20 protein-coding genes, 1 tRNA gene and 4 pseudogenes are annotated in these 17,498 nt (G+C 69.3%); 9 read left to right on the forward strand and 16 right to left on the reverse strand.

The window, feature by feature from the left end; all coding sequences use genetic code 11:
* Positions 1-17: 17 nt before the first annotated feature.
* Positions 18-419, forward strand: coding sequence for an ArdC family protein (locus GIS00_RS15950; RefSeq protein ID WP_154769441.1), 402 nt, complete (start codon positions 18-20; stop codon positions 417-419).
* Positions 420-505: 86 nt separating this feature from the next.
* A complete protein-coding gene (locus GIS00_RS15955) occupies positions 506-646 on the forward strand; it encodes a hypothetical protein (RefSeq protein WP_154769442.1) in 141 nt (46 codons plus the stop codon).
* A 97-nt stretch (positions 647-743) separates the two neighbouring features.
* On the opposite strand, the gene GIS00_RS15960 is transcribed toward GIS00_RS15955, so the two are convergent.
* The 3 genes and pseudogenes from GIS00_RS15960 to GIS00_RS27765 form a co-directional block, all read right to left on the reverse strand.
* Positions 744-950: a hypothetical protein gene (locus GIS00_RS15960; RefSeq protein WP_154769443.1), complete on the reverse strand. Its 207-nt coding sequence runs from the start codon at positions 948-950 to the stop codon at positions 744-746.
* Positions 951-1,069: 119 nt separating this feature from the next.
* Positions 1,070-1,934, reverse strand: a pseudogene (locus GIS00_RS15965) (IS481 family transposase); the annotation flags it as partial.
* 5 nt (positions 1,935-1,939) lie between these two features.
* Positions 1,940-2,155: pseudogene (locus tag GIS00_RS27765) on the reverse strand (recombinase family protein); the annotation flags it as partial.
* A 344-nt stretch (positions 2,156-2,499) separates the two neighbouring features.
* Between GIS00_RS27765 and GIS00_RS15970 the strand changes: the two are divergent.
* Positions 2,500-3,000 carry a sigma-70 family RNA polymerase sigma factor gene (locus GIS00_RS15970; RefSeq protein WP_196073310.1) on the forward strand — a complete coding sequence of 167 codons (501 nt, stop codon included), beginning with the start codon at positions 2,500-2,502 and terminating at the stop codon, positions 2,998-3,000.
* A 37-nt stretch (positions 3,001-3,037) separates the two neighbouring features.
* A complete protein-coding gene (locus GIS00_RS15975; protein WP_154769446.1) occupies positions 3,038-3,682 on the forward strand; it encodes a hypothetical protein in 645 nt (214 codons plus the stop codon).
* Here GIS00_RS15975 and GIS00_RS15980 read toward each other — a convergent pair.
* The 6 genes and pseudogenes from GIS00_RS15980 to GIS00_RS29395 form a co-directional block, all read right to left on the reverse strand.
* Positions 3,672-4,925 (reverse strand): chymotrypsin family serine protease, encoded by a 1,254-nt coding sequence (locus GIS00_RS15980; protein ID WP_154769447.1) that lies wholly within the window; start codon positions 4,923-4,925, stop codon positions 3,672-3,674. The genes GIS00_RS15975 and GIS00_RS15980 overlap by 11 nt on opposite strands.
* A gap of 337 nt (positions 4,926-5,262) precedes the next feature.
* A complete protein-coding gene (locus GIS00_RS29375) occupies positions 5,263-5,400 on the reverse strand; it encodes a hypothetical protein (RefSeq protein ID WP_407666877.1) in 138 nt (45 codons plus the stop codon).
* Positions 5,354-5,494, reverse strand: a pseudogene (locus tag GIS00_RS29380) (hypothetical protein); the annotation flags it as partial. The pseudogene GIS00_RS29380 and the gene GIS00_RS29375, both read right to left, overlap by 47 nt.
* Before the next feature lie 106 nt (positions 5,495-5,600).
* Positions 5,601-5,912, reverse strand: a pseudogene (locus GIS00_RS29385) (transposase); the annotation flags it as partial.
* Complete coding sequence (locus tag GIS00_RS29390) at positions 5,797-6,228, reverse strand: transposase (RefSeq protein ID WP_407666878.1); 432 nt, start codon at positions 6,226-6,228, stop codon at positions 5,797-5,799. The gene GIS00_RS29390 and the pseudogene GIS00_RS29385, both read right to left, overlap by 116 nt.
* Complete coding sequence (locus GIS00_RS29395; RefSeq protein ID WP_407666874.1) at positions 6,110-6,520, reverse strand: transposase; 411 nt, start codon at positions 6,518-6,520, stop codon at positions 6,110-6,112. Before GIS00_RS29395 ends, GIS00_RS29390 begins: the two co-directional genes overlap by 119 nt.
* A 549-nt stretch (positions 6,521-7,069) precedes the next feature.
* Between GIS00_RS29395 and GIS00_RS15990 the strand changes: the two genes are divergently transcribed.
* Positions 7,070-8,194: a site-specific integrase gene (locus GIS00_RS15990; protein ID WP_154769697.1), complete on the forward strand. Its 1,125-nt coding sequence runs from the start codon at positions 7,070-7,072 to the stop codon at positions 8,192-8,194.
* Positions 8,195-8,253: 59 nt separating this feature from the next.
* Here GIS00_RS15990 and GIS00_RS15995 read toward each other — a convergent pair.
* From GIS00_RS15995 to GIS00_RS28460, 4 genes are all read right to left on the reverse strand, one after another.
* Positions 8,254-8,343: transfer RNA gene (locus GIS00_RS15995), tRNA-Ser, on the reverse strand.
* 58 nt (positions 8,344-8,401) lie between these two features.
* Positions 8,402-9,322 carry a GNAT family N-acetyltransferase gene (locus GIS00_RS16000; protein ID WP_154769448.1) on the reverse strand — a complete coding sequence of 307 codons (921 nt, stop codon included), beginning with the start codon at positions 9,320-9,322 and terminating at the stop codon, positions 8,402-8,404.
* A gap of 67 nt (positions 9,323-9,389) precedes the next feature.
* Positions 9,390-9,848 (reverse strand): nucleoside deaminase, encoded by a 459-nt coding sequence (locus tag GIS00_RS16005; RefSeq protein WP_154769698.1) that lies wholly within the window; start codon positions 9,846-9,848, stop codon positions 9,390-9,392.
* 20 nt (positions 9,849-9,868) lie between these two features.
* Positions 9,869-10,285, reverse strand: coding sequence for a tRNA adenosine deaminase-associated protein (locus GIS00_RS28460; RefSeq protein WP_230313719.1), 417 nt, complete (start codon positions 10,283-10,285; stop codon positions 9,869-9,871).
* 280 nt (positions 10,286-10,565) lie between these two features.
* On the opposite strand from GIS00_RS28460, the gene GIS00_RS16015 reads away from it, so the two are divergent.
* Positions 10,566-11,561, forward strand: coding sequence for a prephenate dehydrogenase (locus tag GIS00_RS16015; protein WP_154769449.1), 996 nt, complete (start codon positions 10,566-10,568; stop codon positions 11,559-11,561).
* Positions 11,562-11,585: 24 nt separating this feature from the next.
* Here the strand turns inward: GIS00_RS16015 and GIS00_RS16020 are convergent, their stop codons facing one another.
* Positions 11,586-11,933, reverse strand: a complete 348-nt coding sequence (locus GIS00_RS16020; RefSeq protein WP_154769450.1) for a winged helix-turn-helix transcriptional regulator — start codon at positions 11,931-11,933, stop codon at positions 11,586-11,588.
* Between the two features lie 160 nt (positions 11,934-12,093).
* On the opposite strand from GIS00_RS16020, the gene GIS00_RS16025 reads away from it, so the two are divergent.
* Together GIS00_RS16025 and GIS00_RS16030 are read left to right on the forward strand one after the other, a co-directional pair.
* Positions 12,094-12,729: a malonic semialdehyde reductase gene (locus tag GIS00_RS16025; RefSeq protein WP_154769451.1), complete on the forward strand. Its 636-nt coding sequence runs from the start codon at positions 12,094-12,096 to the stop codon at positions 12,727-12,729.
* 150 nt (positions 12,730-12,879) lie between these two features.
* The gene (locus GIS00_RS16030; RefSeq protein WP_196073311.1) at positions 12,880-14,220 is read left to right on the forward strand and encodes a hypothetical protein; all 1,341 of its coding nucleotides are present in this window, start codon (positions 12,880-12,882) and stop codon (positions 14,218-14,220) included.
* Here the strand turns inward: GIS00_RS16030 and GIS00_RS29020 are convergent, their stop codons facing one another.
* Complete coding sequence (locus GIS00_RS29020) at positions 14,221-15,222, reverse strand: copper resistance D family protein (RefSeq protein WP_154769700.1); 1,002 nt, start codon at positions 15,220-15,222, stop codon at positions 14,221-14,223.
* Between the two features lie 142 nt (positions 15,223-15,364).
* Entirely contained in the window at positions 15,365-17,044 is a 1,680-nt protein-coding gene (locus GIS00_RS16040) for an ABC-F family ATP-binding cassette domain-containing protein (protein WP_322098022.1), read from the reverse strand.
* A gap of 161 nt (positions 17,045-17,205) precedes the next feature.
* Here GIS00_RS16040 and GIS00_RS16045 point away from each other — a divergent pair, with 161 nt between their 5' ends.
* Positions 17,206-17,448 carry an Rv0909 family putative TA system antitoxin gene (locus tag GIS00_RS16045; RefSeq protein ID WP_154769453.1) on the forward strand — a complete coding sequence of 81 codons (243 nt, stop codon included), beginning with the start codon at positions 17,206-17,208 and terminating at the stop codon, positions 17,446-17,448.
* Positions 17,449-17,498 lie beyond the last annotated feature (50 nt).

Below are 17,498 nucleotides of genomic sequence, written 5' to 3' on the forward strand. Positions count from 1 at the left end.
ATCGCGGTGGTGCGGTGATGGCCGGCGAGAGGGTGTTGCCGGAAGAGGAGCTGGCGCGCCGCCGGGAAGTGGCGGCGGCGAGGGTGCGGGCCTCCCACGACCTAATGGTGGCGGGGGTGCGGGACCTGGTCACCGGCAAGGACTGTGCGGCCTATCTGCGGTTCGCGGCCCGGTTCCTCTCGTACTCGTTCAACAACTCGATGCTGATCTTCCTGCAGCGCCCGGACGCCACCATGGTCACCGGTTACCGGGCGTGGCAGCAACTGGGCCTGCAGGTCCGCCGCGGGGAGAAGGGCATCGCGCGATCTTCGCCCCGGTCACCCGCCGCCGCACCGACGGACAAAGCGCCGGGGAGACAGGTGTGCATGGTGGGGAGACAGGCGCATCCGCCGGGGAGACAGGTGCATCCGGCGGGATGACAGGTGGCCGCGGCGGTGGGGAGACAGGTGTCAAACCTGTCACCCCGACCGCGCATCTCGCCGGTGCCGGGGAAACAGGTGCCCCGTTGAGGGCGGGGCGTCGGATGGTCGGGGTGCGGATGGTGTCGGTCTTCAACGTCTCGCAGACCGACCCGATCGAACCCAGCGCCGAACTCCTCCTGGTGAGGCCGCGGCTGCTGGACGAGGAGCAGGGCGCCGAGCTATAAGCGACGATGGAGCGGCAGCCCACCGGACGCGGATTCGAGCTCCAGCGTGGCGAGTGTGGCGGCGCGAACGGCTGCGTCGACTTCGGCGACCGCTTGGTCAGGGTCCACGACGACGTGACCACGTTGCAGGCCACCAAGACCCACGCTCACGGACGTACTCCTCGGGCAGGATGAGCGGGGCCAGGTCCCGCAGGTGGGTCCAGATGGCGACCTGGTCGCGCATGGCCAGCTGGTCGAAGACGGCCCAGGTGATGTTGCCGATCGAGACAATCAGCGCTTCCCCGGCCCGTCCGTGGCGGATCATGTCCAGGTGCTGGCGCGGGTGGCGACGGTGAGCTCGTGATGGCCCCGCTCCGGGACCTTGCAGCGGTTTGCCGACTGGGAGGAACCGGGTCCCGGCCTCCAGGACCGGTCCAGCAAGATCTAGGTGTACTGCACAGGGAGGTTGGTCAACAGGCTGATGGGCGGTTGGTTCCCGATGGCGGTGTGGAGCCGGTGGTGATTGTAGAAGTGGATCAAGCTGGGCAGTGCTGCGCGGCGCTCGCCGTCTGACTGGTAGCGGCGGGCGTAAGCCCAGCCGTCGGCCAAGGTGCGGTGGAAGCCTTCGATCTTGCCATTGGTCTGCGGCCGGTAGGGGCGTGTGCGCTTCGCGGTGATCTCGAGCTCGGCGCACGTGTCCCGCCACAGGAACGAGCGGTAGCAGGACCCGTTGTCGGAGAGCACCCGCTGCGTCTGGATACCGCGATCGGCGAACCATGCCACCGCGTTGCGGAGCACATCGACTGCAGTGCTTGACTTCTCATTGCCGGGGATCTCGGCGTAGGCGACCCGGGAACGATCATCGATGACGGTGTGGACGTAGTTGACGCCGGTGCGCGGTTCCCCGCGATGGTTGCGGTTCCCGGTCCGCTCCGCGGTCGCCGACCGGTTCTTCTCGCCCTGCTGCCGGCCGACGAACCGGTGCCCGCCACCGTCCGGGACGCTGCCGAACTTCGTCACATCCACGTGCAGCATCGCCCCGGGAGCATCGTGCTCGTAGCGGCGGATCGGCTCACACACCACCCGGTCGATCTGCCGAAGCCGAGAGATCCTGCACCGCAACAACACTGCATCAACCGTCGAGGCCGGCAGCTGCAGCTTCCCGGCGATCTGCACCGGCCCGAGCCGATGCCGCCACCGCAGCGCGACGATCTGCCGCTTGACCGGGTCTGTGGGGTCGTGCAGGGTTCCGCCTAGAGAGAGTGCGACCTGGCGGGCGACCAGCTCGTCGGCGATCGCGCGGGCGTCGGTCACTGAGCGGGCGAGCCGGTCGAGCTTGGTGACTGCGAGGGTGTCGCCGGCCTGCACCGCGGCGAGGGCCTCCCGGAGGCCGGGGCGGGACCGGGTGGTGTGGGTCAGCCCTTGGTCGACGTAGATCCGGTCGGGGGCGACGCCCAAGGCGACGAGCTGCTGTCGTTGCGCTGTGAGGTCCTGCTCGTCCGTTGAGCAGCGCGCATATCCGACGATCATGCGAACCCCCTCCCCTCTCCCGGTGATGCCACGGCATCACCCCCGCACAGTCTCATCTGAACGACCTCCGCTGAGACTCCCCCGGACTAAGTAGATGAGACTGGCTCACCTGCGGTTATTGGTTACCGCGCGGGTCCGACAGAGCGGTCTCGGGTAGAGATCCTCTGATGAGATCCCCTTAGAGGCGCCGGTGGGCGGGTCGATCGATGACCTCCGGGTCAGAGCAGCGGCCAGACACATTGCGGGTGGGCACTCCCGGGGCAAGTCGCGAAGATGGCGGCGAACGCGAACCATCGCTGCGCGGGTCATGTTGCATTTCGGTGGGGTGCGGTTGTCTTAGGGGTATGTCCGCACCCGAATCGCCGGCTGAGTGGTGGCCACCTCCTGAGCTGGTCGATGTGCTGACGGCGCAGGCAGCTGCGCTGGCCGGTAACCGACTCGAAGCAGAAGACGTCCTGGCGGACGCCTTGGTCGCGTTGTGGTGCAAGCGTGCGTTGGTCGCCAAGGCGAGGAACACCGAGGCGTACGCGCGGCAGGTCCTCACCCGAACGTTCCTCAACAACCGAGCTGCGACAGCGAGGCGGCGCCGGCTCCAGCTGCGCCTGGCGCGCACTGCGACGCTGGTGGCTAGTCCGGCACCCGCCGACGCGGTTGACCAGGTCGAGTCTGTTCGCGCGATGCTGGCCGTGCTCCCGACGAACGAACGTACCGCCATCGTGCTTCGCTACTACCTCGACCTGTCAGATCTCGACATCGCCGCGTCGATCGGATGCTCGGAAGACTCCGTCCGCAGCTACCTCAGCCGGGGCCGGGCGCGGCTCCGCAGTCATCTGGTGTCTTCATGACCTCGACCAATGACCACCCCGAAAGGACTCTCACGCCGTGGCCACCGATAAGGACATCAAGCAAGCGATCCTGCGCGATGTGCAGGAATCATCGCCCAACACGGCGCGGGCAGAAGCCCGCGCGCGTGACCGCGTCACCGCAATCCGCACCCGGCGAGGCCGATTCCTGCCGTTCGCGGTAGCAGCCGCTGTGTTTGTGGTCGCCGCGGGCATCACCAGCGCGTTGGTCTGGAGCAAACCGCGCTCGGAACCGGCTGCCGCGGGCCGAGCCGCGACTGGTAGCGATGTCACTGGCACGTGGCAGGTCATCTCCTACACGATCAGCGAGCGCACCCGCACCCCGAACCCCGACTACCCGCTCAGACTTACGCTGGAGGCACCTACCAACGACGGGGCGATCGCCGTGGTGACCAATACCTGTACACCTTCGACCGCGCAGTGGAAGCTTGACGGAGCTACGTTGTCGCTGATCGATGGCTGGGCAACGCCCGCAATACCGTGCCCTCCCGGGTCGCCGGACTTCGACACGGTGATCGCGCCAGGATTTCTCGACCTGAGTAACAGCTGGGTCTCCGGTGCTGATATCTCGCTCAGCGCAAGTGGTAGCGACATGACCCTCACCACGAGCACGGGCACGGCCAAGTTCTCAAGAGTTACGCCGGCGACTGGTACTACCAGTTGAAGTACACATTGTGCCGCGAAGCCATGTCGCGCGCGAGCGTGATGTAACCCCAGGGGCCGCACTGCGAGCCGGTCGACATCCAGGACGGGCAGTACCCGGACTGCGCACTGACCAACGAGATCGTTCCGTAGGCGAGAGCTTGGGTGTTGCCATTCGTGTTCCTGAACACCGGGCCTCCGCTGTCGCCGCGGGCGATAAGCCAGGTTCCGTCGAACGAGCTGATCAGGCTGCCGCTCGCTGTGGTGGTCTCACCGGTCGGCTTGGGTAGGGTCCAAGTCCGGCCGGTGCCCAGCTGGCCGTTGCAACGCGCGTAGGACTTCGCACCACTCAAGCAAAGCCGGTCGCCTGCGTTCGGGAGTGACATCCCCACGACCAGCTTGCTCTGCGTACCGTTAGGGTAGGCGCCGTCAAAGATGCGCGGGGCGCTTGAGGCACCGCTACGCACCTTGATGTACGAGGAATCGGTGTAACCATCCTCCGAGGACACCGTTCCCAATGGCGCGCCAGCACCCGTGTTCACCGTGTGGTTGTTCGACGGGATGCAGTGCCAGGCTGTTGTCTGGTAGTACGAGCTCGTCTGCGTGGAACGCACGCTAAATCCCGTACTACATCCTGAGGGCGATATCAGGGATCCCCCATAGTAGGGGGAAGTATCTGCCGTTCTGCTCGCCGGCTGGAGCTGGCCGACCATCTTCGAGTACCGGACCTTGGCGAAGAGATTCGCCAGATCCGGGTCTTCCTTCACATCGGCCGACAAGGCAGTGTTGATCCCGGATTCGGGTGACGTCTCGGCATACCAGACGGTGAAGGTGCCACCAGGTAAATCGGTGCCCCACGATGCCACGTCTGAACCGAAGACGTTCGTCGTGGTCGCCACATCGATGAGCGTGGCATCAAGCCGAGACACCTCTCTCGACGTCAGCTCCGCGGTCTGGAAGCTAATCGTGATCTGTCCAGCGACCGCCCGGTACCCACCCAGAATGTCGGAGCCCGCCATCGGGTCGCCCTGACGAAACACGGTAATCGTAGTGTCCAGCGGATCCACCAGCAGGTCACTGAATGCCGGGTCGGACGACACGCCGTACTCCCGGATCTTGTCGGCGATCGGATCCAAGACTTCCTGGTTGTGGATGATCGTCAAATCATCGCCCCCGGCAGGTCGGACTGACAACCGTGTGCCGCCATCGTGGCCCATCGTGGCACCTGCCGGCAGCGCAACGCCTGCCCCCAGGATCGCAGCCAACAGGATGACCGGGCACCCAGCAGCCAATGTTCGCCTGACGCGTAGCGTCCTCCTCCGCGCCCCAACCCGCACTCGCGCTGCCCCGTGTGATTTCAAGGTCGTCTCCGTTCCTATAAACGCACAGGTCAGCGTGCGCATTAGCTGCAGTGTCCTCGCTGGACCCGACGGAGTCCAGTGGCTCCACCCAGATTCTCCGTGGTTGCGCACTGAATCCCCGGCATGTCCGGGAGCGTCAGATCTTCGGTGTAAATGATCATGTGTTCTCAATTGGTGGTGGCTGGCTGGATCCGGCCCTCGAAGGTGATCGCGAAGGCGTTCAAAGCCGGTTTCCACCGGATCACCCATCGTGCCCTTCCCTTCCCCGCCGGGTCCAGCGATCTGGTGACCAGGTAGAGGCACTTGAGCGCTGCCTCTTGTTCGGGAAGTGCCCCCAGGCGCGCACCGCGCGCCGGTAGCGGGTGTTCAGGGACTCGATCGAGTTGGTGGCGGGAGATGATCCGGCGGATCTCCACGTCGTAGTCCAGGAACGGTACGAACTCTGGCCACGCCGAGTTCCAGAGCCTGATCACCGCCGGGTAGCGGGCGCCCCACTGCTGATCGATCTCCTCGAACCGGGGCCTTGGCGGCGGGCTCGGTCGCTGCGGTGTAGATCGGCTTCAGATCCCTGGCCAACGCGTCCCGATGCTGCCTCGGGACGTAGCGAAAACTGTTGCGCAGCAGATGGATCACGCACGTCTGCACGATCGTCCGGGGCCACACCGCCTCCACCGAATGCGGCAGTCCCTTCAGGCCGTCGCAGACCAGGATGCACACGTCCTCCACGCCGCGGTTGCCCACCTCGGTCAGCACCTGCAGCCAGAACGTCGCCCCCTCACCGCCGCCATCGCCCCACCCACAGGCCCAGGATGTCCCTTCCCCGGTGCACGACACGCCGATCGCGGCGTAGACCGGCCGGTTCGTGACCTGCGCGTCGCGGACCTTGACCATGATCGATGGGGGCACCTCCGCGCTTGCGGGGGACGATGAATACGACCGGATACACCTTGTCCAGGGGGCGATCTCGCCAATCCGACATGTCCTCCAGGACCTTGTCGGTGATCTTGGAGATAGTCTCCTTCGACACCTGGGCACCTGGGGGCACCTCCCGCTTGCGGGGGAAGATCTCGGCGAAGTGCGCGGCGATCTCACCCGTAGTCGGGCCCCGCGCCGTCAGCGACAACACGATCTGATCCACCCCGGTCAGCCGCCGCTGCCGCTTGCGCGCGATCGCCGGCTCGAACGAGCCGTCCCGGTCCCGGGGCACCTCGATCTGCACAGGCCCGATCTGGATTGAACACGGTCTTGGACCGGGTGCCGTTCCGTGAGTTCTCACCGTTGCGGCCAGCCGGCTGGTGGCGCTCGTCGCCCAGGTGATCGGTCATCTCCGCCTCCAGGGCGGGTCCCGGGCACTGCTTGGTCAACCCGGTCAACTGACCTCCCGGGCCGATCAACTCCCGGCCTTCCTGGCGGGCCTGCGCCACCAGGGCCTGCGCGAACTGCTGCTGGTCCATCCAGCCCGCTGACGTCGATGTCATGCCAACAAGCGTGTCCGACATGTCCGATCCTCCCCGCCAGGCGCACCCGGCGTGTCTGGATCACTTACACCGATGACCTGACAATTCCAAATGTGCCGGCGAACGCAGCCGACCGACGAATGCGTTCACCGCCGAAGGCATCGCCCGCGTTTCAACGACCGGCGACTGACCTGTCATTCATCCCACGACCTGCCCACCCCACCCGTTTTCCCGCAGGTCACAGACACACGCCGGCCCGAATCCGGAAACGGGCGCCCACCGGCCACGCACCGCTCAGCGGCCGGCCAGATCCACAGGACGAGACCGACCGGATACCGGGCGAGGTGATCGGCAGTGCGCCGGGTAGACCGCTTCCACTGGCTGAGCGGACGGTCGTGACAGGTCGTGACCACTCCGCGCCAGCTTCCTCCACCGACGGTCAGCAGTGCCATTGGAGCTTCACATCGGTTGCAGGACAGAAGGTTCGAAGCTATCCACATTCTTCCGAAGAGCGAAACCGGTTGTCGCCGCTCGTCTCTACGCTGGTCCGAGCCGGTCAATTCCCCGGCGCTTCGGAGCAGGAGACCGAGCATGGCAACAGTCGAGTCGTACCGGACCCGCCTCGGCGACAAGAGGTACCGGGTGCGCTACCGCACGCCCGACCGGAAGCAGACGGACCGCCGCGGGTTCAAGACGAAGCGCGCGGCCGAAGAGTTCGCGTCGAGCGTCGAGGTGTCCAAACTGCGCGGTGAGTACATCCGCCCGAAGGACACCCGGGCGACGATCGGCGTGCTCGGCGTCGAATGGCTGGCCCGGCAGACCCACCTCAAGCCGTCGGCGCTCCACTCGGTCGAGTCGGCGTGGAGGGTGCACGTCCGTCCTCGGTGGGCCGGGTTGACCGTCACCGATCTCCGGCCCACCCAGATCCAGGCGTGGGTCTCCGAGCTGACCGGTCAACGATCCGCGACCACCGTGATCCGGGTGTTCGGCGTCCTGTCCGCGATCCTGGACGACGCGGTACGGGACCGCAGGCTCCTCTCAAACCCGGCACGCGGCACCAAACTGCCACGCAAGACGCGCAAGGAGAACCGGTACCTCACCCACCATCAGGTCCACGAGCTCGCCGAGCAAGCCGGCGAGCACGCGCCGATGGTGCTCCTGCTGGCCTACTGCGGGCTCCGCTTCGGCGAGGCTGCCGCTCTCCGCGTCCGGGATTGCGACTTCCGGCGGAGGAGGGTCACGGTCGCGCAGAACGCTGTCGAGGTCGGCGGAAGGACGGTCGTGGGCACGCCGAAGAACCACCGGCACCGTGTCGTCCCGATCCCTCACTTCCTGGCCGACCACCTCGCCCGGCTGTGCGAAGGCAAGGACCGGGACGCCCTGCTGTTCCCCGGCCCGTCCGGCACGCACATGCACCCGCCCCGAGGGACGCGCGGCTGGTTCGAGGGCGCCCGGCTACGGGCCGGGCTCGAACGGCTCACTCCGCATGACCTCCGGCACACCGCCGCATCCCTCGCCGTCTCCGCCGGCGCCAACGTCAAGGCCGTCCAACGGATGCTCGGCCACTCCTCCGCTGCCATGACACTGGACGTCTACGCCGACCTGTTCGACGACGATCTCGACGCCGTCGCGAGGGCCATGGATCACGCAGCGGCTTCCGCAAGTGTGGGCAAAATGTGGGCAAAATCTTCCGGACACCCTTTGGGCGATGCCTGAACAAACTAGCAAAACAGCCCCTGACCTGCGGTTTCCCGCGAGGATCAGGGGCTGCTGCGTGGCGGTAGCGATGGGATTTGAACCCATGGAACGCTTTCACGCTCACACGCTTTCGAGGCGTGCTCCTTAGGCCGCTCGGACACGCTACCGGCGAAGACTTTACCGGACCCGCCGGAGTGCTCCGGACCGTCACGAGGCCGCCGCGACTCAGAGCTCCGGGCGCGCGGCGGGCCGTCGCTGCCAGGTGGTCCACAGCGGCCGGTACCCCATCCGCGACCAGAAAGGTCCGGATCGGGGATTGGGCACGGCGTAGTGCAGGAGGGTCAGCGGCACACCGGCCGCGTCGATCCGGGCGTGCGCCTTCCCGACCAGCGCGGCGCCGACACCGCTGCCCCGCTCCTTCGGTTCGACGTACATCCCGCTCAGGTACGCCGCCTCCGCGCCGGCACTGCTCATCGGCACGATCCACGCCGCCTGCTCCGGACGGTTCACCTGCACGAACCCGACCGCGCGCGGCTCCCCGGCCACCAGTGTCCAGCCCGGCGCCCCGGCGAGGGTGGTCTCCAGACCCTCGCGCAGCCGCTCCCGCTGCCCGGGCCGGCTGGTCACCACTCCGTTGTGCGCGTCGGTGTCGACCAGGGCGTCGTTCAGGTCGGCCAGCTGATCCAGGTCGGCGACAACGGCCTCACGCACCGGCACGTCCGATCCGGCCGGGGTCGAGGTGCCGGCCCGGCGGGCTGCCACCACGATCAGCGGCGCGAAACCGAGCTCGACCAGCGGCAACCGGACCACCGGGTCCCGGCTCGGCACGGTCACCGACGCACTGGTGTCCCAGTCACCTACCCGGACGTCGAGCGCTCCCAACCACTCGTGCAGCAGCTCGCGCAGCACCCCGGCCCGGTCCGGACCGGCCAGCCTGACGGTCAGCATGTGCCGGCGCAGCGCGCCCCACATCGCAAGCGGGTCCTCCGCACCGACCTCCCCGTACCGGGCCAGCGCCTGTCCGGCGGACGGCCCGGCCGTGACACTCAGCAGCCGGGCCGGCGGTTCGACGGGCAGTGGTCCGGTCTCCGGGAGCAGCGGGTCCAGTCCGGCCAGCACCCGGTCGTGTTCGGCGACGACGTCCACCCGGCCAGCCTGCCACCATCGGCCCGGCCCTGCCCGACCGGCTCGGATCAGCAGAAACAGGAGGACCTCAGCGGCGACGCGCGAAGAACGCGGTGAGCGGTGCCGCACACTCGGTGGCCAGCACACTCCCCCGCACCTCGACCCGATGGGTCAGCCGACTGTCCCGCAGCACGTCCCACAACGACCCTGCCGCACCGGTTTTCGGCTCCCAGCAGCCGAAGACCAGCCGGGACACCCGGGCCTGCACGATCGCGCCGGCGCACATGGTGCACGGTTCGCAGGTCACCGCCAGGGTGCAGCCGGACAGGTTCCAGCCGCCGAAGGCGGCCGCTCCGGCCCGCAGCACCAGGATCTCGGCATGGGCGGTCGGATCGCCGGTTGCCTCGCGGGCGTTGGACGCCGCGGCCAGGATCCGTCCGTCGGGCGCCGCCAGCACCGCACCGATCGGCACGTCCGGATCGTCGCCGCCGGGAACGGCGGCCAGAGCGGCGCGGACCAGGTCCTCGTCGCCGGGGTCCCCGCGCAGGTCGGGGATCGCCCCCGGGATCAGGCCTTCTCCAGCAGCGCGTCGAACTGGTCGGCGAACCCGCACCGCTGGGCGATCAGCCGCAACTGCTCGTCCGGATACAGGTCGTCCTCGCCGACGATCAGCGTCATCTCCTGCTCGGGCACCCCGAGATCGGCCAGCACCGCGAGGTCGCCCTCCGGCCACGGCTCGTCGTCGATCTCGTCGTCCTCGGGCAGCGGCACGTCGAGCAGGTCGAGCGCATCGGCGGCGATGTCGTAGTCGAGCGCCGCCGTCGCGTCGGAGACCAGCAGCCCGGCCCCGCCCGGCACCGGCCGCACCACGACGAAGAACTCGTCGTCCACGGCGACCATCCCGAAGACCGCGCCCGTCGCACCGAGTCGGCGCAGGGCGGTCAGCAGGCCGTCCAGGTCGTCGACGAGTTCGTCGTCCAGCATGGACACCCGCCAACGGCCCTCCTCCCGGACGACCGCAGCAGCAAAGCCGGCCGGGTGGCCGGCGGAGGTAGAGGCGCTCACCCGCAGAACGTTACGCAATCGGCCGTGGCCCGGCCATGCCGCCCGGCTGTGTTCCTCTCCGGGGTCGCCCGCCCATGGCTCGCACGGTCGAGCGCGGCCGGTCGGGTGACGGTCGCCGATGGTCGGCCACACGACCGGGGACACCGCCCACCCGTCGCCCCGGTATCGCGGCGGCGCGATCCGCGGGATCATGATCGGCATGGCGGACCGTCCCTCCCTGCATGTGCTCGGCCTCGGCCTGATCGGCGGTTCCCTGCTGCGCGCCGCGGCGGCCACCCATGACGTCAGCGGCTGGTCACCCAGCGCCGACACCCGGGACGCGGCCGCCGCGGACGGTTTCCGGGTGGTCGCCGATCCGGAGACGCTGCTCGAGGAGGCCGACGCCGCCGACGGTCTCGTCGTCCTGGCCGCACCCGTGACGGCGTTCGGGGACCTGCTGCGGCGGGTGGACGCGGTGGCCCCCGAAGTCCGGCTGACCGATGTAGGGAGCGTCAAGGCCGCGGTGGAGGACCAGGTGGAGGCGCTGGCGCCGACCGCCCGGTTCATCGGTTCGCACCCGATGGCCGGGACCCAGCACTCGGGGTGGGCGGCCGGATCGGCGGACCTGTTCACCGGTGCCGCCTGGGTCACCACGCTCACCGAGGAGTCCGACCTCGACACCTGGATGTACGTGGCCGATCTCGCCCTCGGCCTGCAGTGCCGGGTGGTGCCGACGGAGGCGCCGGCGCACGACTCCGCGGTGGCCCTGGTCAGTCACCTCCCGCACCTGCTCGCGCTGGCACTGGCGCAGGTCGGCGCCGACGGCGGACCGCTGGCCTTGTCGCTGGCCGCCGGGTCCTTCGGCGACGGGACGCGGGTGGCGGCCACCCGACCCGAGCTGATCCGGGCGATGTGCGAGACCAACAAGAAGGCCTTGGTGCCCGCGGTCGATGCCTTCCTCGGGGTGCTCGGGGTGGGCCGCGGGTCGCTCGCGTCCACCGGATCGCTGGTGAAGCTCACCGAGGCCGGGCACGCCGGCCGGATGCAGTTCGAGCAGCGCGGCGGCGGCCTGGAGCTGCTGACCCTGTCCGGCGACGACCTGATCGAGCAGCTGCTCTCGGTCGGCGCCTCCGGCGGTCACGTGACCGCGGTCCGGCGGGAGGGCGACGACGGCCCGGAGGTCGACGCCTACTACCCGGCCTACGACGACGACTGATCCAGCCCGAGCGGACGTCAGGGCCTAACGAGCCGCGGCGGGCAGGTTGTCCGCGGCCCAGACGGAGAGTTCGGTCAGCGCCGGCAACAGCGCCTGCCCGCGGTCGGTGAGTCGGTAGACCACGGTCACCGGCGGTCCCTCGCAGACCGTCCGCAGCACCAGCCCGGCCCGGCCCAGCTCGGCCAACCGGTCGGACAGCACCGAATCGCTGATCCCGCCGATGGCGCGCCGCACCTCGGAGAAGCTCGCGGATCCGCCGAGCAGGGTCCCGAGGATCACGCCGTTCCAGCGCTTACCGAGGAACTCGAAGGCGCGCGCCAGACCCGCATCGCACATGCGGGGGTCGTGGTGCGCATCACCGACGTCGGCCATGCAACCACTGTACCTGCGGTGCTACCTTCTGCCTGGGTACTTCGAAATTGCTAGCGACATCCGTCGTGCAAGTCACATCGAACTCCCCAGCAGCAATCACCGAGCACGACAGTTCCGCGACCAGCGCCTGGCCGGTCGCCGACAGAAAGCCGATACACCGATGACCTCCACCCTTGCACCCATCACCGCAACTTCAACCACCACGCTGCCCGTCCTCGACGAGGCCGGCCGGGCCCTGCTCTTCACCGACGCCCGTACCGCCAACACCTTCGCCGACACCCCGGTCACCGACGAGGAGCTCTCCGCCATCTGGGATCTCGCCAAGTGGCCGCCGACCTCGGCGAACTTCCAGCCGCTGCGGGTGCTGTACATCCGGACGCCGGAGGCCCGGGAGCGGCTGGTCGGCCATATGAACGACGGCAACAAGGAGAAGACCGCGGCCGCACCGGCCGTCGCCGTGCTCGCGGTGGACACCCGGTTCCACGAGCACATCCCGACCGTCTTCCCGATCCGCCCCGAGATGCAGGACGTGCTGGAGGCCGACGAGACCATGCGTACCGGGTCCGCCGCGCTGAACTCGTCCCTGCAGGCCGGCTACTTCATCCTGGCCGTCCGCGCGCTGGGTCTGGCCGCCGGCCCGATGCTCGGCTACGACGCCGCCGCGATCGACGCCGACTTCTTCCCGGACGGCCGGTGGAGGACCAGCCTGGTCGTCAACATCGGCCACCCCGGCGAGAACCCCTGGTTCCCGCGGCTGCCGCGGCTGGACAACGAGCACACCGTCACCTGGGCCTGATCCCCATCCCGTCCCGGCCGGCGAGCAGAGTCCGCCGGCCGGGACCCGGGCACGGCACGGACGGCAGAACTGCCGATCGGAAGCCCGCGGGCCTCTACCCTTGCAGTCGGCACCCCAGTCCGGGGTCGGCCGATCGGAGGCAGGTCAAGGATGCAGCGTCTCGCCGGCTTCATGCGGACGTACTGGACCCGGGGTGTGCCCGGCCGGGAGACCCCGCGCAGCCTTGCCGTCTTCATGCAGCGGATGTGGCTGCTCGCCCTCCTGCTCAAGCTGATCGGCTCGTCGTGGGACGTGTCCTGGCACTTCAAGTGGCTGCGCGACGACCTCGCCCCGCCGCACCTGATCAACACCGTCGGCACCGGCATCGCCATCGGCCTGGTGCTGGCCCACACCTTCACCGGCTACGGCGCGGAGAAGACGTCGCTGCGGATCATGCAGTGGGGCACCGGCATCTTCGTGATCGCCGGGCCGATCGACATCATCAACCACCGGGTCAACGGACTCGACCTGACCGCCTGGTCGCCGTCCCACCTGCTGCTCTACATCGGCACGATGATCATGGTCATCGGCGTCATCCGGAACTGGTACCGCACCTACCCGCGCGAGGGCGCCTTCGCCCGACAGTGGACGGCGGGTCTGGTGGTGCTGTTCGCGTTCCTCTTCGAGGACGTCTTCTTCCCGACCGGCCAGCAGGAGTACGGGATCCTCGAGGTCGCCTCCTGGTTCCGCGGCGATCCGTACGCCGAGTCCACCCTGCTGTCCTTCGCCGCCGGGCAGATCGGCCGCCCGGTCGACGACATCGCGATCCAGCACTTCGCGATGCCGATCGCGTCCTGGGTCTACCCGGTGTGGACCCTCGCCATCTGCGTGATCGTGCTGGTCGCGGCCCGCATCGCGACCGGTTTCCGTTGGGCCGCGACCTGCGCGGTCGGCCTCTACGTCGCCTACCGCTGCGTGATCTGGCCGCTGCTGGTGGCTGGCGACTTCCCGCCCAGCTCGCTGCCGATCTGGCTGCTGGTGGTGGGTGTGCTGGTCGACCTGGTGTTCCTGGTGCGGATGAACGAGGCGCTGCGCGCGGTGCTCGGCGCCGTCCTGGTGACCGCCGGCGGCTATGGCGCATTGGCGCTGTCCGCCCTGGTCACCGGCACCCCGCTGAGCCTCGGGTCGCAGGACATCGCCTCCTGGCGGGCGGACTTCGAGGCCGGCGCGGCGCTGGCCACGCCGCCGGTCAACTGGTCGTCGGTCTGGATCACCCTGCCCGCGCTGCTGATCACCTGGTCCTTCGCCGCCCTGCTGGCCTCCCGCACGATCGGGCTGTCCACCCCGCGGCCGCCGGCGCTGCAGGTCCGCTACTCCGCCGAACCCCGCCGTGACGCCGCCGGGCACCTGGACGGCTGGGAGCCGACCGGCGGATCGCACACCGGGCAGCGACGCCGGCGACCGGCACCGGCTGCCCCGACCCGGAAGAAGGCCCGCGCCGGCCGGCGGTGACTACAGGGAGGTGACCGGGGTCCGGGTCAGCACCACGGCGACGCCGAACGCCACGGCCAGCACCACCAGCTCCCACCCGGCCCAGAACGTCACCGCGGTGCGTTCCCGCCGGATGATCCGCGGCAGCAACCGGTACCGAATGACCGCGGCGGTGACCGCGACCAGCACCATGCACAGCGTCTTGGCCAGGATCAGCAGCCCGTAGCGGGTGGTGAACAGCGAGCCCGGCAGCGCGGTGATCGGCGAGAGGGCCAGTTCGATGAGGCCGTTGAGCACCCCGGTCACCCCGACCACCAGCACGCACCAGGTGGCCAGCTTCGAGAACCGCGGCAGGGTCTGCGCGAGCAGCACCGGCTGCCGGATCAGGAAGATGATCACCGCGGCCAGGCCGCCGGCCCACGCGGTCGCGGCGACGACGTGCAGCTCCATCGAGATCATCGTCAGGTCGTGGTAATACCAGTTCGACGCGTGACCGGTGAGCGGCAGCGGCAGCAACCCGAACAACGCGACGCCGACGCGCAACTCGGCCGGCACCCGCTCGCCGTGCCGCACCGCCAGCACCGACAGCCAGATGGACAGCACCGCGCAGCCGGCGGACAGCAGCAGACCCTTGCCCGCGGCGATCGAGGAGATGTAGTTCCAGATCGACGCCGGGGTCGGCGTGCCGCCGAGCTCCACCGTCAGCAGCACGATGGCCAACAGCGCCGAGATCCCCCACAGCGCACTGGTCCACACCGCGAGGCGGCGGGTCGGCGCGATCACCGGCTCGGTCCGGTCCGGCCGGTCGAAGCCGACCAGCTTGGCCAGCAGGGCCAGCCCGGCGGTGGCGACGGCGCCCAGGTCCAGCAGCATCCGGACGACCGGGATGCCGTAGTGCACGACCGGTCCGGGATCCTCGATCCCCTCCGGCACCGCGGTGGACAGGGTGGCGGTGCCGATCAGCGCCGCCACCAGCGCGGCCCCGACCAGCAGCGCGGCGAAGGACCCGAGCCCGGTGAGCAGCCCGGCGAACCGGGCCGGACCGGCGGCGGCCGCGGGGTCGGGACGATCCGGCGCGCGCAACGGGATGCGCGTGGCCGATCGCCGGGACCGCGGGGAACTCACCCGTTCATCGTGGCACGTCGCAACGCCACCGGGCGCACCCTCAGCGGGTCCGCTGCACCCGCGCGACGTCCCAGACCGGGGTGTCGGAGACCCGCACGGTGCCGTCGGTGTCGAAGACGAGGAACGAGTCGAAGGTCCGGGCGAACGCGCGGTCGTGGGTCACCGCCACGACGGTGCCCTCGAACGCCTCGAGCGCCTCCTCGAGCTGCTCGGCCGAGTGCAGGTCCAGGTTGTCGGTCGGCTCGTCGAGCAGCAGCAGGGTCGCCCCGGACAGTTCCAGCAGCAGGATCTGCAAGCGGGCCTGCTGCCCGCCGGAGAGCGTCTGGTACTGCTGCTCGGACGCCCTGGCCAGGCCGTACCGGTCGAGCGCCCGGGCCGCCTGCTCCCGGCCCATCCCGGACCGGTGCTCGTCACCGTGGTGCAGGATCTCCAGCAGCGTCCGTCCGTCCAGCTCCGGGTGGGCATGGGTCTGCCGGAAGTAGCCGGGCCGCACCCGGGAGCCGAGCACGACCTTCCCCGAGTGGTGCACCGGCGTCAGGTCGACCGTCGATACCGGGCGGTGCTCGACGTCCGGGTCGGAGCCGCCGCGGGCCAGCAGCCGCAGGAAGTGCGACTTGCCGGATCCGTTCGACCCGAGCACGGCCAGCCGTTGCCCGTAGAAGACCTCCAGGTCGAACGGCTTCATCAGACCGGTCAGCTCGAGGCCGGTGCAGACGATCGCCCGCTTCGCGGTGCGCCCGCCGGTGAGCCGCATGGTGACCCGCTGGCTCAGCGGCACCGCCTCCGGCGGACCGGCGTCCTCGAACTTCGCCAGCCGGGTCTTCGCCGCCTGGTACCGGGACGACATCCCGTCGTTGAAGGTCGCTTTCACCTTCAACGTGTTGACCAGCGTCTTCAGCTTGAGGTGCTCCTCGTCCCACCGTCGGCGCAGCTCCTCCAGCCGGGAGTTCCGGTCGTCGCGCGCCTGCCGGTAGGTCGACAGCGAGCCGCCGTGCACCCAGGACACCGCACCGGCGGCGCCCGGCTCGAGCGTGACGATCCGGTTCGCGGCCCGTTCCAACAGTTCGCGGTCGTGCGAGACCAGCAGCACCGCCTTGTCCGTCGCGGCGAGTCGGCCCTCCAGCCACACCTTGCCGGGCACGTCGAGGTAGTTGTCCGGCTCGTCCAGCAGCAGCACCTCGGCCGGCCCGTCCAGCAGCAGCTCCAGCACCAGCCGTTTCTGCTCGCCGCCGGACAGGCTGGTCACCGCGCGGAACTTCGCGCGGTCGTACGGCACCCCGAGCGCCGCGACACAGGCGACGTCGTAACGGGTCTCCCAGTCGTAACCGTGCACGTCGGCCCAGTCGGCCAGTGCCTGCGCGTAGTCCATCGCGACCCGGTCGGAGTCGTCCTCCATCATCGCCAGCTCGGTGGCGTCGATCCGTCGGCCGGCGTCGCGGATCGCGTCCGGGCTGACCGCCAGCAGCAGGTCCCGCACCGTCGAGTCGTCGCGGACCGATCCGATGAACTGCGGCATGACCGCCATCTCGCCGGACCGGGTCACCGCACCGTCCTCCGGCTCCTGTTCTCCGGTGACGATCCGCAGCAGGGTGGACTTGCCGGTCCCGTTCGGCCCGATCAGCGCGGTCACCCCGGACGGAACCCGGAAGCCCACGTCGGCGAGCAACGGTCGGCCGTCGGGGAGGGAGAGAGCGATACCGGACAGTTCGAGATGACCCACCGGGTCAGGCTGCTGTCCGGGCCGCACCCACGTCAACCCGATTCGGACCGATGCGGACACCAGCCCTGTGGCCGGGCCGGGCGCACGTCATCCTGCTCGACTACCGTGGTCGCCACGACCGACCTGCCGGGGGCCGGTCACCGGTGGAGGAGTGAGAAGCGATGGTCGATTTCGGCGAGCTCGCGCGCAAGGCGGAGGGGCTCGTGGCCGAGCACTCCGAGAAGATCAAGGACGGCGTGGAGAAGGTCGGCGAGTTCGTCGGCAACAAGATCGGGCACGACAAGGTCGACCCGATCGAGGACAAGGTCGACGGGTTCGTCGACGGCATCGCCGCCAAGCACAAGCCCGACGTCGCCGGCGACGCCTCCCCGGCCACCCCGCCGCAGGAGACCCCGCCCGCCTGATCCGCGGATGCGACGCCCTCTCTCCCGCTCTTCGGCAGGGAGGGAGGGCG

The sequence above is a fragment of the Nakamurella alba genome (assembly GCF_009707545.1).
In the GTDB taxonomy this organism is placed as follows: domain Bacteria; phylum Actinomycetota; class Actinomycetes; order Mycobacteriales; family Nakamurellaceae; genus Nakamurella; species Nakamurella alba.